The sequence below is a fragment of the Rhodoferax sp. RT4P68 genome, from assembly GCF_056521305.1.
Genome location: NZ_JBWMBB010000002.1, coordinates 328138 through 343854 on the forward strand (window position 1 = coordinate 328138; position 15717 = coordinate 343854).

22 protein-coding genes are annotated in these 15717 nt (G+C 66.1%); 21 read left to right on the forward strand and 1 reads right to left on the reverse strand.

Features of this window, described 5'->3' with window-relative positions; genetic code table 11:
* The 21 genes from AC099J_RS04960 (at window position 1) to tatC (ending at window position 14546) form a co-directional block, all read left to right on the forward strand.
* Window positions 1-648: an MlaC/ttg2D family ABC transporter substrate-binding protein gene (locus tag AC099J_RS04960; RefSeq protein ID WP_479614109.1), complete on the forward strand. Its 648-nt coding sequence runs from the start codon at window positions 1-3 to the stop codon at window positions 646-648.
* Window positions 648-920 carry an STAS domain-containing protein gene (locus tag AC099J_RS04965; RefSeq protein ID WP_479614110.1) on the forward strand — a complete coding sequence of 91 codons (273 nt, stop codon included), beginning with the start codon at window positions 648-650 and terminating at the stop codon, window positions 918-920. Before AC099J_RS04960 ends, AC099J_RS04965 begins: the two co-directional genes overlap by 1 nt.
* A 106-nt stretch (window positions 921-1026) precedes the next feature.
* A complete protein-coding gene (locus tag AC099J_RS04970; protein WP_479614111.1) occupies window positions 1027-1971 on the forward strand; it encodes an ABC transporter ATP-binding protein in 945 nt (314 codons plus the stop codon).
* Window positions 1972-1980: 9 nt separating this feature from the next.
* Entirely contained in the window at window positions 1981-2736 is a 756-nt protein-coding gene (locus AC099J_RS04975; RefSeq protein WP_479614112.1) for an ABC transporter permease, read from the forward strand.
* A gap of 118 nt (window positions 2737-2854) precedes the next feature.
* Window positions 2855-3106 carry a BolA family protein gene (locus AC099J_RS04980; protein WP_479614113.1) on the forward strand — a complete coding sequence of 84 codons (252 nt, stop codon included), beginning with the start codon at window positions 2855-2857 and terminating at the stop codon, window positions 3104-3106.
* Between the two features lie 55 nt (window positions 3107-3161).
* Complete coding sequence (gene murA, locus AC099J_RS04985) at window positions 3162-4439, forward strand: UDP-N-acetylglucosamine 1-carboxyvinyltransferase (protein WP_479614114.1); 1278 nt, start codon at window positions 3162-3164, stop codon at window positions 4437-4439.
* Window positions 4436-5098 (forward strand): ATP phosphoribosyltransferase, encoded by a 663-nt coding sequence (hisG, locus tag AC099J_RS04990; protein ID WP_479614115.1) that lies wholly within the window; start codon window positions 4436-4438, stop codon window positions 5096-5098. Before murA ends, hisG begins: the two co-directional genes overlap by 4 nt.
* Window positions 5091-6461, forward strand: coding sequence for a histidinol dehydrogenase (gene hisD, locus AC099J_RS04995; protein WP_479614116.1), 1371 nt, complete (start codon window positions 5091-5093; stop codon window positions 6459-6461). The genes hisG and hisD overlap by 8 nt, the downstream gene beginning before the upstream one ends.
* Window positions 6458-7552 carry a histidinol-phosphate transaminase gene (hisC, locus tag AC099J_RS05000; RefSeq protein WP_479614117.1) on the forward strand — a complete coding sequence of 365 codons (1095 nt, stop codon included), beginning with the start codon at window positions 6458-6460 and terminating at the stop codon, window positions 7550-7552. Before hisD ends, hisC begins: the two co-directional genes overlap by 4 nt.
* A complete protein-coding gene (gene hisB, locus AC099J_RS05005) occupies window positions 7549-8169 on the forward strand; it encodes an imidazoleglycerol-phosphate dehydratase HisB (RefSeq protein WP_479614118.1) in 621 nt (206 codons plus the stop codon). The genes hisC and hisB overlap by 4 nt, the downstream gene beginning before the upstream one ends.
* Window positions 8170-8172: 3 nt before the next feature.
* Complete coding sequence (gene hisH, locus AC099J_RS05010; protein WP_479614119.1) at window positions 8173-8832, forward strand: imidazole glycerol phosphate synthase subunit HisH; 660 nt, start codon at window positions 8173-8175, stop codon at window positions 8830-8832.
* 37 nt (window positions 8833-8869) lie between these two features.
* Window positions 8870-9613 (forward strand): 1-(5-phosphoribosyl)-5-[(5-phosphoribosylamino)methylideneamino]imidazole-4-carboxamide isomerase, encoded by a 744-nt coding sequence (gene hisA / locus AC099J_RS05015; RefSeq protein WP_479614120.1) that lies wholly within the window; start codon window positions 8870-8872, stop codon window positions 9611-9613.
* The gene (locus AC099J_RS05020) at window positions 9606-10451 is read left to right on the forward strand and encodes a D-hexose-6-phosphate mutarotase (protein WP_479614121.1); all 846 of its coding nucleotides are present in this window, start codon (window positions 9606-9608) and stop codon (window positions 10449-10451) included. Before hisA ends, AC099J_RS05020 begins: the two co-directional genes overlap by 8 nt.
* Window positions 10452-10482: 31 nt before the next feature.
* On the forward strand, window positions 10483-11262 hold the full coding sequence (hisF, locus tag AC099J_RS05025; protein ID WP_479614122.1) for an imidazole glycerol phosphate synthase subunit HisF: 780 nt from the start codon (window positions 10483-10485) through the stop codon (window positions 11260-11262).
* Between the two features lie 21 nt (window positions 11263-11283).
* Entirely contained in the window at window positions 11284-11706 is a 423-nt protein-coding gene (gene hisI / locus AC099J_RS05030) for a phosphoribosyl-AMP cyclohydrolase (RefSeq protein ID WP_479614123.1), read from the forward strand.
* Window positions 11703-12104 carry a phosphoribosyl-ATP diphosphatase gene (locus AC099J_RS05035; RefSeq protein ID WP_479614124.1) on the forward strand — a complete coding sequence of 134 codons (402 nt, stop codon included), beginning with the start codon at window positions 11703-11705 and terminating at the stop codon, window positions 12102-12104. Before hisI ends, AC099J_RS05035 begins: the two co-directional genes overlap by 4 nt.
* Window positions 12097-12492 carry a DUF4870 family protein gene (locus AC099J_RS05040; protein WP_479614125.1) on the forward strand — a complete coding sequence of 132 codons (396 nt, stop codon included), beginning with the start codon at window positions 12097-12099 and terminating at the stop codon, window positions 12490-12492. The genes AC099J_RS05035 and AC099J_RS05040 overlap by 8 nt, the downstream gene beginning before the upstream one ends.
* 8 nt (window positions 12493-12500) lie before the next feature.
* Entirely contained in the window at window positions 12501-12857 is a 357-nt protein-coding gene (locus AC099J_RS05045; protein WP_479614126.1) for a histidine triad nucleotide-binding protein, read from the forward strand.
* Window positions 12858-12940: 83 nt separating this feature from the next.
* On the forward strand, window positions 12941-13183 hold the full coding sequence (gene tatA / locus AC099J_RS05050; protein ID WP_479614127.1) for a Sec-independent protein translocase subunit TatA: 243 nt from the start codon (window positions 12941-12943) through the stop codon (window positions 13181-13183).
* 10 nt (window positions 13184-13193) lie between these two features.
* On the forward strand, window positions 13194-13694 hold the full coding sequence (gene tatB, locus AC099J_RS05055; protein WP_479614128.1) for a Sec-independent protein translocase protein TatB: 501 nt from the start codon (window positions 13194-13196) through the stop codon (window positions 13692-13694).
* 57 nt (window positions 13695-13751) lie between these two features.
* Window positions 13752-14546: a twin-arginine translocase subunit TatC gene (tatC, locus tag AC099J_RS05060; protein WP_479614129.1), complete on the forward strand. Its 795-nt coding sequence runs from the start codon at window positions 13752-13754 to the stop codon at window positions 14544-14546.
* 9 nt (window positions 14547-14555) lie between these two features.
* Here the strand turns inward: tatC and AC099J_RS05065 are convergent, their stop codons facing one another.
* Window positions 14556-15695 carry a trypsin-like peptidase domain-containing protein gene (locus tag AC099J_RS05065; protein ID WP_479614130.1) on the reverse strand — a complete coding sequence of 380 codons (1140 nt, stop codon included), beginning with the start codon at window positions 15693-15695 and terminating at the stop codon, window positions 14556-14558.
* Window positions 15696-15717 lie beyond the last annotated feature (22 nt).

The window sequence follows — 15717 nt, forward strand, 5'->3', positions numbered from 1 at the left end:
ATGTTGAATCGCAGGAATCTGGCCCGCTGGGCCGGCGTGGTGGGTTTGGTGCTGGCGCAGGGCGCGAGCGGGTTGGCGTTCGCGGCCGATGAGGCGCCCGACGCGATGATCAAGCGCTTGTCCGGCGAGGTGCTGAACACCATCAAGGCCGACAAATCCATGCAGGGTGGTGACATCAGCAAGGTGATCATGCTGGTGGACAGCAAGATCATGCCGAACGTGAATTTTCAGCGCATGACGGCTTCAGCCGTGGGCCCGGCGTGGCGCCAAGCCTCTGCCGAGCAGAAGCAGAAACTGCAGGACGAGTTCAAGGTGCTGCTGGTGCGCACCTATTCCGGCGCGCTGGCGCAGGTCAGCGACCAGGACATCGTGGTGCGCCCGCTGCGTGCAGGCGCGGATGACAAGGAAGTGGTGGTGCGCAGCGAGGTGCGCGGTCGCGGCGAGCCGGTCCAGCTCGACTACCGTCTGGAGAAGACCCCCGGCGAGGGCGCCGGCTGGAAGATCTACAACCTGAACGTGTTGGGCATCTGGCTGGTGGAAACCTACCGCAGCCAGTTCGCGCAGGAAATCAACACCAAGGGCGGGCTGGACGGGCTGATTGCCTCGCTGGCACAGCGCAACAAGTCCAACGACGGCAAGAAGAGCTGATGCTCGTGCTGCCCGCCGAGCTGACGCACGCGCACGCGACGGCTTCGCTGCGCATGCTGCTGCAAGGCCTGGCGTCGCAGCAGGGGCCGGTGCTGGTGGACGCCACGGCGCTGGCCAAGTTCGACTCGTCAGCGCTTGCGGTGCTAATGCAGTGCCGCCGCGAAAGCCTCAGCCTGGGCCGTGACTTCGCCGTGCGCGGGCTGCCCGAGCGGCTGCGGGCATTGGCCGCGCTGTATGGCGTCGATGCGCTTCTGCCCGCGCCTGCCCCCTGAAAGCTTGCCAGGCGCAGTTTGGTGAGCCCAGATCAGCCGGCTCTCAAGCCCTGAGACCCGCCTGCCTGCCAGGAGCACGACAGGGCTTTAGAATGCTCGGTTGCCCATGCCAGCCATCTCGTTTCAGTCCGTCAGCAAGTCGTATTCCAGCGCGCGTGGTGGACCTGCCACGTTTCGAGCGCTCGACAACGTCAGCTTTGACATCCGCGAGGGCGAATTCTTCGGCCTGCTCGGCCCCAACGGCGCCGGCAAGACCACGCTCATCAGCATCCTCGCGGGCCTGACGCGGGCCAGCGGTGGTCACGTCAAGGTGCAGGGTCACGACGTGCAGGCCGACTATGCCGCCGCCCGCCGGCATCTGGGCGTGGTGCCTCAGGAACTGGTGTTCGACCCCTTTTTCAATGTGCGCGAGGCGCTGCGCATCCAGTCCGGCTACTTCGGCGTGCGCAACAACGACGCCTGGATCGACGAGCTGCTGGAAAGCCTGGGCCTGACCGACAAGGCGCATTCCAACATGCGCCAGCTCTCTGGTGGCATGAAGCGGCGCGTGCTGGTGGCCCAGGCGCTCGTGCACCGGCCGCCCGTCATCGTGCTGGATGAACCCACTGCCGGGGTGGACGTGGAGTTGCGCCAGACCTTGTGGCAATTCATCGCTCGCCTGAACAAGCAGGGCCACACCGTGCTGCTGACCACCCACTATCTGGAAGAGGCCGAGGCCCTGTGCACCCGCATCGGCATGCTCAAGCAAGGCCGGCTGGTGGCGCTGGACGACACCAGCGCGCTGCTGAAGTCGGCGTCCAGCAATGTGCTGCGCTTCAAGGTCGATGGTGAGCTGCCGGCAGCATTGGCTGCCAGCGCGCGCGTCACAGGCCGCATCGTGCAATTGCCGGCGCATGGCGCGCTTGAGATCGAGCAGTACCTGGCGGCAGTGCGCCAGGCTGGCCTCACGGTCGAGGATGTGGAGATCCGCAAGGCCGACCTGGAAGACGTCTTCCTGCAGGTCATGGCGGCCGATCGCAGCCCAGCAGCGGCTGCGGCGTTGGTAGCCTGAGGTATGGCGATGACCGGCTGGCAAACCCTGTTCTACAAGGAAATCCTGCGCTTCTGGAAGGTGGGCTTTCAGACCGTGGCCGCGCCGGTGCTGACGGCTGTGCTGTACCTGCTGATCTTCGGCCACGTGATGGAGGGCAACGTCAAGGTCTACGACACCATTGGCTACACCGCCTTCCTGGTGCCAGGCTTGGTCATGATGAGCGTGCTGCAGAACGCGTTCGCCAACAGCTCGTCCTCGCTGATCCAGAGCAAGATCATGGGCAGCCTGGTGTTCGTGCTGCTGACCCCGCTGTCGCACTGGAGCTGGTTCGTCGCCTACGTGGGCTCGTCCGTCGTGCGTGGCGTCCTGGTGGGGTTCGGCGTGTTCCTGGCGACAGTGGCCTTCACCGGCGTACATCTGGTGGCGCCGCTGTGGATCGTGGTGTTCGCGGTGCTCGGCGCGGCGCTGCTCGGGGCGATGGGCATCATCGCCGGCCTGTGGGCCGAGAAATTCGACCAGATGGCGGCGTTCCAGAACTTCGTCATCATGCCCATGACCTTTCTGTCCGGCGTGTTCTATTCCATCCATTCGCTGCCGCCGTTCTGGCAGACCGTGAGCCACCTGAATCCGTTCTTCTACATGATCGATGGCTTTCGCTATGGCTTCTTCGGCGTCAGCGATGTGTCACCGTGGATCAGCCTGGGCATCGTCGGCACCGCGCTCGTGCTGGTCAGTGCGATCAGCGTCCACCTGCTGCGCATCGGCTACAAGATTCGGAGCTAACGGTGTTGGCCCCCCAGCTTTTCACTCCCTGCGGTCGTGCAGCGCCAGCCCGCAAGGGGGCGGCGCGGCCGGCTTGGGGCGGCCCGGCGCTCGGCCGGATCAACTCGTTTCACTCGTCATGACCGCAGAACAATTGCAAGCCATCATCGCCGCAGGTCTTGCCTGCGAGCACATCGAGGTGCAGGGCGATGGCCGGCACTGGTACGCCACCATCGTGTCGCCCGCCTTCGAAGGCCGGCGAGCGATCCAGCGGCACCAGCAGGTCTATGCCACGCTCGGTGAGAAAATACGCAACGACGAGGTGCACGCCTTGTCGATGAAGACGCTGACGCCCGCCGAGTGGGCGGCGCAGGGCCAGCCGCAGAGCTGAAGCCGATCTCGCTGGCGCAGGCCAGCCCCCGACACGATTTCTCAAGCAGGTTTTGATGGACAGACTTCTGATTCGCGGCGGCCGCCGCCTGACGGGTGAGGTGCGTGTTTCCGGCGCCAAGAACGCGGCGCTGCCGGAGCTGTGCGCCGCCTTGCTGACGGACGAGCCGGTGCGCCTGTCCAACGTGCCGCGGTTGCAAGACGTCAACACCATGCTCGCGCTGATCCGCAACATGGGCGTGGCCGTCGACCATGCCGAAGACCGCGTGACGATCGACGCGCGCGCGCTGTCTTCGCCCGAGGCGCCGTACGAGCTGGTGAAGACCATGCGCGCTTCCGTGCTGGCGCTGGGGCCGCTTTTGGCGCGCTTCGGCCATGCCACCGTGTCGTTGCCAGGCGGCTGCGCCATCGGCTCACGCCCGGTGGACCAGCACATCAGGGGGCTGCAGGCCATGGGTGCGGAGATCGTGGTCGAGCATGGCTACATGCTGGCCAAGCTCGCCAAGGGCCGCACGCGCCTGCACGGCGCCCACATCACGACCGACATGGTGACCGTCACCGGCACCGAGAACCTCATGATGGCCGCCACATTGGCCGAGGGCACGACGGTGCTGGAGAACGCCGCGCAGGAGCCCGAGATCCCCGATCTGGCCGAGATGCTGATCGCCATGGGCGCGCGCATCACTGGCCACGGCACGCGCCGCATCGTCATCGAAGGTGTCGAACGGCTGCACGGTTGTGACCACCAGGTCGTGGCCGACCGCATCGAGGCCGGCACCTTCCTGTGCGCCGTGGCGGCGACCGGTGGCGATGTGCTGCTGCGCCATGGCCGTGCCGACCACCTGGACGCGGTCATCGACAAGCTGCGCGACGCCGGTGCGCGGGTGAATGCGGTCGAGGGCGGCATCCACGTGCAAGCCGACGCGCCGGCGTACGAGTTTCTCAAGGCGCAGAGCTTCCGCACCACCGAGTACCCCGGCTTTCCAACCGACATGCAGGCGCAGTTCATGACGTTGAACTGCATCGCGCAGGGCGCCAGCAAGGTCACCGAGACGATCTTCGAGAACCGCTTCATGCACGTGAACGAGCTGGTGCGGCTGGGCGCCAACATCCAGATCGACGGCAAGGTGGCCATGATCGAAGGCGGGCCGCGTCTGTCGGGTGCCACCGTGATGGCGACCGACCTGCGCGCCTCGGCCAGCCTGGTCATCGCCGGCCTGGTGGCCGAGGGCGAGACGGTGGTGGACCGCATCTACCACCTGGACCGCGGCTACGACCAGATGGAGGCCAAGCTGCGCGGCATCGGCGCCGACATCGAGCGGGTGAAAGCATGATCACACTTGCCCTGTCCAAGGGCCGCATCTTCGACGAGACGCTGCCGCTCTTGCGCGCTGCCGGCATCGAGGTGCTGGAAGACCCGGAGACGTCACGCAAGCTGATCCTGGCCACCAACCAGCCCAACCTGCGCGTGGTGCTGGTGCGCGCCACCGACGTGCCGACGTACGTGGAGTACGGCGGTGCCGATCTCGGCATCACCGGCCGCGACACGCTGATCGAGCACGGCGGGCAGGGCCTGTACCAGCCGCTGGACCTGGACATCGCGCGCTGCCGCATCAGCGTGGCCGTGCGCAAGGATTTCGACTATGCGTCGGCCGTGCGCCAGGGTTCGCGTCTGCGCGTGGCCACCAAGTACGTGGCGATTGCGCGCGAGTTCTTCGCCACCAAGGGCGTGCATGTGGACCTGATCAAGCTGTACGGCAGCATGGAGCTGGCGCCGCTGACGGGCCTGGCCGACGCCATCGTCGACCTGGTGTCCACCGGCAACACGCTCAAGGCCAACAACCTGGTCGAGGTCGAGGCCATCATGGACATCAGCGCGCGGCTGGTGGTCAACCAGGCGGCCCTCAAGCGCAAGCCAGCGCTGCGCCAGACCATCGACGGCTTTGCCGCAGCGCTGCTCCAGGCGCAGAACGGGAAGGCCGTGAATGGCTGAGTCCGCACGTCCCCTGCGCCTGTCCACTGCCAGCGCTGACTTCGAAGCCCAGTTCCGCAAGCGGCTGCACTGGTCTGCCGATACCGACGCCGCCATCGAGCAGCGCGTGGCCGAGATCCTGGCCGATGTGAAGGCCCGCGGCGATGCAGCCGTGCTGGACTACACGGCACGCTTCGACGGGCTGGCGGCGGCGTCCGTGGCCGAGCTGGAGCTGACGCAATCGGACTTCAAGCAAGCCTTCGATGCCCTGCCCACCGACCAGCGTGACGCCCTGCGCGCGGCTGCCGAGCGTGTCCGCGCCTACCACGAGGCGCAGAAGAAGGCCAGCGGCGAGAGCTGGAGCTACCGCGATGCCGACGGCACGTTGCTGGGCCAGAAGGTGACACCGCTGGACCGCGTCGGCATCTATGTGCCGGGCGGCAAGGCAGCGTACCCGTCCAGCCTGCTGATGAACGCCATTCCCGCGCATGTGGCGGGCGTGCAAGAGATCATCATGGTGGTGCCTACGCCCGCCAAGGGCAGTGTTGCGACCGGCGGCAGCGGCCTGGAGGCTGCCACCAAGGGCGAACGCAACGTGCTGGTGTTGGCCGCCGCCCATGTGGCCGGCGTCGCCCGCGCCTTCACCATCGGCGGCGCCCAGGCCGTGGGCGCTTTGGCATACGGCACCGCCAGCATTCCGGCCGTCGACAAGATCACCGGCCCCGGCAACGCTTACGTGGCCGCCGCCAAGCGCCGCGTGTTCGGCACAGTGGGCATCGACATGATCGCCGGCCCCAGCGAGATCCTGGTGCTGGCCGACGGCAGCACGCCGGCCGACTGGGTGGCCATGGACCTGTTCAGCCAGGCCGAGCACGACGAGCTGGCGCAGAGCATCCTGCTGTGCCCCGACGCGGCCTACATCGAGCAGGTGCAAGAGGCGATCGACCGCCTGCTGCCCCAGATGCCCCGCGCGGCCATCATCGCCGCCAGCCTGAACGGCCGCGGCGCGCTGATCCACACGCGCAGCATGGAAGAGGCCTGCGCCATCAGCAACCGCATCGCGCCCGAGCACCTGGAGGTCAGCAGCAGCGACCCCCACCGCTGGGAGCCGCTGCTCAAGCACGCTGGCGCCATCTTCCTGGGCGCCTACACCAGCGAAAGCCTGGGCGACTACTGCGCCGGCCCCAACCACGTGCTGCCCACCTCGGGCACGGCGCGCTTCTCCAGCCCGCTGGGCGTCTACGACTTCCAAAAGCGCAGCAGCCTGATCGAGGTCAGCGCTGCTGGCGCGCAGGCCCTGGGCGGCATCGCCTCGGTGCTGGCGCATGGCGAAGGCCTGCAGGCCCATGCCCGCGCGGCAGAAATGCGCATGCGTTCCGAATGACTGAGCAAGCCTTGAACCCCCGCCTCGCGCCCTTGATCCGCCAGGACGTGCAGTCCATGCACGCCTATGCGGTGCAGGACTCCACCGGCCTCTTGAAGATGGACGCGATGGAGAACCCGCACCGGCTCTCTGCGCAGTTGCAGACCGAGCTTGGCCAGCGTCTGGGCGCCGTGGCCCTGAACCGCTACCCCGGCGCCCGGCTGGACGACCTGCGCCGCGCGCTGGCCGACTACGCGCAAATGCCCGCAGGCTTCGACCTCATGCTGGGCAACGGCTCAGACGAGCTGATCTCGCTGATCGCCATGGCCTTCGATGTGCCCGGCGCCACCATCGTCGCGCCGGTGCCGGGCTTCGTGATGTACGCCATGAGCGCCCAACTGCAGGGCCTGCGATTTGTCGGCGTGCCCCTGACGGCCGATTTCGAGCTGGACGAAGCCGCCATGCTCGCCGCCATCGCCGAGCACCAGCCGTCCATCGTGTACCTGGCCTACCCGAACAACCCCACGGCCAACCTGTGGGACGACGCGGCGATCGAGCGCATCGTGCAGGCCGCGCCCGGTATCGTGGTGATGGACGAGGCCTACCAGCCCTTCGCCAGCCGCAGTTACATCGACCGCGTGGCGCGTCACCCGCATGTGCTGCTGATGCGCACACTCAGCAAGTTCGGCCTCGCAGGCGTCCGGCTGGGCTACATGATGGGGCCGGCCGCGCTGATCGCGCAGATCGACAAGGTGCGCCCGCCCTACAACATCAGCGTGCTGAACGCCGAATGCGCGCTGTTCGCGCTGGAGCATGCCGAGGTCTTCGCCGAGCAGGCAAGCGACCTGCGTGCGCAGCGCGACGCGTTGCTGGTGGCCCTGCGCGCCATCCCCGGCCTGAAGGTCTGGAACAGCGACGCCAACATGGTGCTGGTGCGCGTCCCCGGCGAAAGCGGGCATGCCCAGGCCGTGTTCGAGGGCATGCGTGCGCGCGGCGTGCTGGTAAAGAACGTTTCTAAAATGCATCCGCTGCTGGCGAACTGCCTGCGCCTGACCGTCGGCACGGCCCACGAGAACGCGCAGATGCTGCAGGCGCTGCAGAGCTCCCTATGACCCAAGCCCCCACCCCCCTGGCCTCTTCGGCCCGCATTGCCGAAGTCAGCCGCAACACCGCCGAGACCAAGATCACGGTGCGCGTGAACCTGGACGGCACTGGCCAGGCCAAGCTCTCCACAGGCATCGGCTTCTTCGACCACATGCTGGACCAGGTGGCGCGCCATGGGCTGATCGATCTGGACATCGCGTGCGAGGGCGACCTGCACATCGACGGACACCACACGGTGGAAGACGTCGGCATCACGCTGGGCATGGCCGTGGCCAAGGCCGTCGGCGACAAAAAGGGCTTGGTGCGCTACGGCCACAGCTATGTGCCGCTCGACGAGGCGCTGTCGCGCGTGGTGGTCGATTTTTCGGGCCGCCCGGGCCTGCACCTGCACATCCCGTTCACCAGTGGCGCGATCGGCGGCTTCGATACCCAGCTCACCTACGAGTTCTTCCAGGGTTTCGTGAACCATGCGCTGGTGTCGCTGCACATCGACAACCTGAAGGGCATCAACGCGCACCACCAGTGCGAAACGGTGTTCAAGGCGTTTGGCCGTGCGCTGCGCATGGCGATGGCGATCGATCCACGCGCTGCCGGCGTGATTCCGTCCACCAAGGGGAGTTTGTAGACCGTGGCCAGACTGATCGCCGTCGTCGACTACGGCATGGGCAACCTGCGTTCGGTGTCGCAAGCGGTGATGCACGTGGCGCAGGGCACGGATGCGAAGGTCATCGTCACTTCGCGGCCCGAGGAGGTGCGTGCCGCCGACCGCATCGTGCTGCCGGGCCAGGGCGCCATGCGCGAGTGCATGCGCGAACTGCGCGAGTCGGGGCTGCAGGAGGCCGTGCTGGAGGCCGCAGCCAGCAAGCCGTTGATGGGCGTGTGTGTCGGCATGCAGATGCTGCTGGAGCACAGCGAGGAGCAGGACACGCCCGGGCTGGGCCTGTTCGCTGGCAACTGCCTGCGCTTTCGCCTCGATGACCAGATCCAGGCCGACGGCAGTCGCTTCAAGGTGCCGCAAATGGGCTGGAACCGCGTGACCCAGCAGGTGCACGACGGCCGGCGGCATCCGGTATGGGCAGGGGTGCCGGACGACAGCTACTTCTACTTCGTCCACAGTTTTTATGCGCGGCCGTCGGATGCGCGCCACAGCGCGGGCTTGACGGACTACGGCGCAAGCTTTACCGCTGCCTTGGCGCGCGATAATATTTTTGCCACCCAGTTCCATCCGGAGAAGAGTGCAGCGCACGGCTTGGCGCTGTATCGCAACTTCCTCCACTGGAATCCCTGATTCCCCACCCTTTTTCCATCCGGCTGTCCACAGCACCATGCTCCTTATTCCAGCGATCGATTTGAAAGACGGTCAGTGCGTGCGCCTCAAGCAAGGCGACATGGAACAGTCGACGATCTTCAGCGAAGACCCCGCCGAGATGGCGCGGACCTGGGTCGACCGCGGTGCCCGCAGGCTGCACCTGGTCGACTTGAACGGCGCTTTTGCCGGCAAGCCCAAGAACGAAATGGCGATCCGCCGCATCCTCAAGGAAGTGGGCGGCGAGATCGATGTGCAGTTGGGCGGCGGCATTCGCGACCTGGACACAATCGAGCGCTACCTGGACGCCGGCCTGCGCTACGTGATCATCGGCACGGCAGCTGTGAAGAACCCCGGCTTCCTGCACGACGCCTGCACGGCCTTCGGTGGCCACATCATCGTGGGCCTGGACGCCAAGGACGGCAAGGTCGCCACCGACGGTTGGAGCAAGCTGACGGGCCACGAAGTCATCGATCTGGCCAAGAAGTTCGAGGACTACGGCGTCGAGTCCTTCATCTACACCGACATCGGCCGCGACGGCATGCTGACCGGCATCAACATCGAAGCCACCGTCAAGCTGGCCCAGGCGCTCACGACGCCGGTGATCGCGTCCGGCGGCCTGTCCAACATCGGCGACATCGACAAGCTCTGCGAAGTCCAATACGAAGGCATCGAGGGCGTGATCTGCGGCCGGGCCATCTACACCGGCGACCTCGACTTCGCCAGCGCCCAGGAGCGCGCCGACCAGTTCGGCAATGCCTGATTGCACGGCGACCGAGGAGCGTTTCGAGGGCCAACCCTGCCTGCGACTGCAGTGGGGGCCGCAGGACAGCGTGCTGGTGGCGCTGCACGGCGCGCATGTGCTGTCTTGGATCGGCGGTGGGCAGGAGCGCCTGTACTTGAGCCCCAAGGCCATCTTTGACGGCCGGGGCGCGATCCGCGGCGGCGTGCCGGTGTGCTTTCCGCAGTTCAACGAGCGCGGGCCGTTGCCCAAGCATGGCTTTGCGCGCAATCTGGCGTGGACGCCGGGGCCCATGACGCGTGATGCGGCCAGCGGCGATGCGGTGCTCGACCTGCAACTCGTGAGCGGGCCCGCCAGCCAGGCCATCTGGCCGGCCGGCTTCCAGTTCGACCTGCGGCTGACACTCGGGCCCGCCCATTTGCAGATCGATCTGTCAGCGCGCAACACGGGCGACACGGCCTGGTCGTTCACCGGGGCTTTGCACACCTACTTGCGCGTGAGCGACATCGGCGCCGTGCGGCTCGACGGCCTGGACGGCCAAGCCTGCTGGGATGCACTCGCCGATACGCGCACCACCCATGCCGGGGCGGTCCGCTTCGACGGGGAGTTCGACCGCGTGTTCCTCGCCGCGAGCGCGCCGCTGGTGTTGCGCGACGGTGCGTCAACGCTGCACATCAGCCAAAGCCCCGCCTTCGCCGACACCGTGGTCTGGAATCCAGGCCCGGCCAAGCGCCTGGCCGACATGCCTGCCGACGGCTTTGCGCAGATGCTCTGCGTGGAAGCTGCGCAGGTCGAGCCACCGCTGACGCTGGCGCCGGGGGCGTCCTGGTCGGGCTGGCAGCATCTCGCTCTGGCCTGATCCAACTCTCTTTCGCGACACACCGACCCACATGCTGGCCAAACGCATCATCCCCTGCCTGGACGTGACCGGCGGCCGCGTCGTCAAGGGCGTCAATTTCGTCGAGTTGCGCGATGCCGGCGACCCGGTGGAGATCGCCGCGCGCTACAACGATCAGGGGGCGGACGAGCTGACGTTTCTGGACATCACCGCCACCAGCGACAACCGCGACCTGATCCTGCACATCATCGAGGCGGTGGCGTCGCAGGTCTTCATTCCGCTGACGGTGGGCGGCGGCGTGCGCACCGTCGACGATGTCCGCCGGCTGCTGAATTCCGGCGCCGACAAGACCAGCTTCAACTCCGCAGCGATCGCCAACCCCGATGTCATTTCCGACGCGTCGGCCAAGTACGGCGCGCAGTGCATCGTTGTGGCGATCGACGCCAAGCGCCGCAGCGAGGCGGATGCCCAGGCCCGCGGCCCGGGTTGGGACGTCTACAGCCATGGCGGCCGCAAGAACACCGGCCTGGATGCCATCGAATGGGCCCGGCACATGGCGGCACGCGGTGCCGGCGAGATCCTGCTGACCAGCATGGACCGTGACGGCACCAAATCCGGCTTCGACCTGGCATTGACCCGTGCCGTGAGCGATGCGGTGAACGTACCCGTGATCGCGTCAGGTGGCGTCGGCACGCTCGACCATCTGGCAGACGGCGTGCAGGCGGGCGGCGCCGACGCCGTGCTGGCTGCCAGCATCTTCCACTACGGTGAGTTCACGATCGGGCAGGCAAAGGCTTGCATGGCAGGGCGCGGCATCCCCGTGCGTCTGTAGTGGCTTCGTCGGCGCCGGGCGATGACCGAGAATCCGGCCATGAACTGGTTGGATGATGTGAAGTGGGATGCCCAGGGCCTGGTGCCGGCGATTGCGCAGGAGGCCTCGAGCGGTGACGTGCTGATGTTGGCCTGGATGAACCGCGAGGCCCTGCAAAAGACCTTCGAGCTGCAGCGTGCGGTTTACTTCAGCCGCTCGCGCGGCAAGCTCTGGTTCAAGGGTGAAGAGTCCGGCCATGTGCAGACGGTGCACGACATCCGGCTCGATTGCGATGCCGACGTCGTTCTGCTGAAGGTGACACAGCTCGGCCATGCGCCCGGCATCGCGTGCCACACCGGCCGCCACAGCTGTTTTTTTCAGAAGCTCGAAGCGAGCGCCGAGGGCCAGGGCCATTGGCAGTCCGTCGATCCGGTCTTGAAAGATCCGGAATCCATCTACAAATGACGGCCATGCCCCTAGATTCCCAAGACGCTCTGGCGCGCCTTGCCGCTGTCATCGAAAGCCGCAAGCCTGCGGCCGGCGGTGACGCGCAGACCAGTTACGTAGCGCGCCTGCTCCACAAGGGACCGGACGCGTTCCTGAAGAAGATCGGCGAGGAGGCGACCGAGGTCGTCATGGCCGCCAAAGACATCGACGCCGGCCAGGCCGACGCCGAGATGCTGCGCGCCAAGCTGGTTGGCGAAGTGGCCGACCTGTGGTTCCATTCCCTGGTGGCGCTGGCGCACTATGGGTGCGGCCCACAGCAGGTGATCGCCGAGCTGCTGCGCCGTGAGGGCACCAGTGGCATCGAGGAAAAAGCATTGCGCAAGGCTGTTGCGCGCGAAGGAGAAGCCCGTGGCTGACATTACCGATATCGAAGTGGTGGACAACGACAAGGCGCAGGGCCTGAAGACGGTCGGCTGGATCAGCTACCTGCTGCATCTGGTCGTCGCGGTGGCGGCGGTCGTGCCGTCGGCGCAGCCCAGCATCGCGCTGCTGATCATCGCGCTGGTCATCGACCTGGTGAAGAAGTCGGAGGCCGAAGGCACCTGGCAGGCCAGCCATTTCTCCTGGCGCATCCGATCCGTTCTGTGGGCCGGCGTGTTGTATGTGGTCACGCTGCCGCTGTTCTTCCTGCTGTACCTGCCTGGCGCCATCGCCTGGCTGGTGATCTCCATCTGGTTCCTCTACCGCATCGTGCGTGGCATGGTCGATATGAATGCCAACCGCCCCGTCGGTCTGTCACGCTGAGCCGCACCATGCACGATCCCGACTGCCTGTTCTGCAAGATCGTCCAGGGCAAGATCCCGTCCCGCAAGGTGCACGAAGACGAGGATTTTTTCGCCTTTCACGACATCCGCCCCGCCGCCCCCATCCACTTCCTGATCGTGCCCCGGCATCACATTGCGTCGATGGCGCAGCTCACGCCCTATCACGCCGAGCTGATGGGGCGCATGATGCTGTTGGCTCCGCAGTTGGCCCTGCAGGAGGGCTGCAATCCCTACCCGGACGGTGGCTTCCGCACCGTGGTGAATACTGGTGAGGAAGGCGGCCAGGAAGTCCACCACCTGCACATGCACGTGATGGGCGGGCCCCGCCCATGGGCGCGCGGCTAGGCGTCCAGCCGGCCATTGGCCTTGTGTCGGGACTGGTTCATCCCGCCGACTAAAATTCGACGCAATTCGTTAGGAGCAATTCCATGGGTTCTTTTTCCATCTGGCACTGGCTGATCGTGCTGTTGATCGTGGTGATGGTGTTCGGTACCAAGAAGCTCAAGAACATGGGCGGGGACTTGGGCGGGGCTGTCAAAGGTTTCAAGGACGGCATGAAGGACGGATCGGCCAGTGCCGACGATAAGACCGCCGCCACCGCGCAGGTGGGCACCGCCCCGGTTGCGGCCGACAAGTCGACGATCGACGTCGAAGCCAAGACCAAGTCTTGAGCCCCACGCTGTGATCGATCTCGGCATCTCCAAGATGGCGCTGATCGGCGCGGTGGCGTTGATCGTCATCGGGCCCGAGAAGCTGCCGCGTGTCGCGCGTACCGTGGGCGCCTTGCTGGGCAAGGCGCAGCGCTATGTGGCCGACGTCAAGGCCGAGGTCAACCGCTCGATGGAGCTGGACGAACTCAAGAAAATGAAGGAGACGGTGGAAGGGGCTGCGCGCGACGTCCAGAGCTCCGTGCACACTGCCACCAGCGATTTCGAGAAGGACTGGGCCGCCACCACCAGCGGCATCACGTCCGACGACTCGGGCACGACGAGCACGACGAGCACGACGAGCACGACGGGCGAAAGCTTCGCGCGCTACCCGGAATACAAGCACCCCAAGAAACACTGGCGCGTCAAGCAGGGCGCCATGCCGCAGTGGTACAAGGCCCGGGCCGGCGTGCGCACCAAGGCGCTTTCAGGCGCGGCGCGCGTGGCCCGGTTTCGCCCACAAAAATTCAATTGACCGCGTCTCGCGCCAGGCTTCGGCTACGGCGAGTCCGTCGCCCCTTCTGCTAGCACCATGCCTGATCCGAACACCAAGGAAGACGAACTCGCCGGCACCGAACAGCCGTTCGTGCAGCACCTCATGGAGCTGCGCAACCGGCTGGTCTATTGCCTGATCGGCTTGGGCGTCTGCATGGCGGCGCTAGCCATCTGGCCGTCACCCAGCGGCCTGATCGACATCATTGCGCATCCCATCCGGGCCCACATGCCGCCTGGCGCCAAGCTGATTGCCGTCGGTGTGTTTTCGCCATTCTTCGTGCCGCTCAAAGTGCTGATGATGGCCGGGGTGCTGCTGTCACTGCCGTGGCTGATGTACCAGATCTGGGCCTTCGTGGCGCCCGGCCTGTACTCGCACGAGAAGCGCCTGGCCGTGCCGCTGATCACATTCGGTAGCGCTCTGGCCTATATCGGCATCGCCTTCGTGCAGTTCTTCGTGCTCGACAAGATGTTCGCGTTCATCCAGGCCGTGACGCCGGAGAGCGTGAATGCGACGCCGGACATCGCGTCGTATGTCGAGGCAATCCTGGGCCTGTACCTGGCCTTTGGTCTGGCGTTCCAGGTGCCCATCGTCGTGATGCTGCTGGTGCGCACGGAAATGGTCACGATCGAGAAGCTCAAGAGCTTTCGAGGCTACTTCATCGTGCTGGCGTTCGTGATTTCAGCGGTGGTCACGCCACCTGACGTGATCTCGCAGCTGGCACTGGCCGTGCCGATGTGCATCCTGTACGAGGCGGGCATCTGGGGCGCGCGCTTCTTCGTGAAGTACAGCCGTGCGCCCGAGGAAGAAAACACCCCTTCGTCGGGCACCTGAGCGGCAGCTCTATTGCCCGGCGCGGCGCGGCTTCGGCCGTACGCCGGGTGTCACATCGATCTTGAGCGTGTCGTCGCGGCGCAGCACTGCAAAAGCCGAGGCCGTACCCGGCTTCAGGGTGGCCACGCTGGTCAGCAGTTCCGACACATTGCCCACCGGCTTGCCCGCCACGTCAATGATGACATCGCCCGGCCGGATGCCGGCCTGCGCGGCCGGGCCGTTCTGCAGCACGCCGGTGATGATCACGCCCGCCCTGGCCTTGACGCCGAACGTCTCCGCCAGCTCGGGCGACAGGTCGTTGGGTTCGACGCCGATCCAGCCACGCGTGACCTGGCCGTCGCGCACGATACCTTCCAGCACCAGCTTGGCCGTCGAGGTCGGGATCGCGAAGCCGATGCCCATGCTGCCGCCAGAGCGCGAGTAGATCGCCGTGTTGATGCCCATCAGGTTGCCCGATATGTCCACCAGCGCGCCGCCGGAATTGCCGGGGTTGATCGCGGCATCGGTCTGGATGAAGTTCTCGAACGTGTTGATGCCCAGCTGGTTGCGCCCCAGCGCACTGACGATGCCGCTCGTGACGGTCTGGCCGACGCCGAAGGGGTTGCCGATGGCCAGCACCTGGTCGCCCACCTGCAGAGCATCCGAGCTGCCCAGCACCATGACAGGCAGCTTGTCCAGCGCGATCTTCAGGATGGCGAGGTCGGTGTCCGGGTCGGTGCCGATGACCTGGGCCTGGGCGCGCCGCGCATCGTTCAGGATGACCTCGATCGCATCCGCACCTTCGACCACATGGTTGTTGGTGAGGATGTAGCCGTCGGGGCTCACGATCACGCCACTTCCCAAACCGGCCTGGGACTCACCGCCACGGTCGCCGAAGAAAAATCGAAACCACGGGTCGTTGCTCTGCGGGTGTCGTGTCGCCTTGCTGGTGTTGATGCTGACGACAGCGGGCGATGCGCGCTTGGCGGCCGCGCTGAAGCTGCCCGCCGGAATGTTGCCTGGCGGCGCGGTCGCCGCTTCGATCAGGGACACCGTGCCCCCACGCGTTGTGCGCTGGTTCAGCCACTCGGGCTTCAGCGTGGCGACCACGAAGTACGCTGCGAGCAGCACAGTGACGGATTGGGAGAAGAGCAGCCAGAATCGCTTCATGCCTCAATTGTCTTTCAAACCT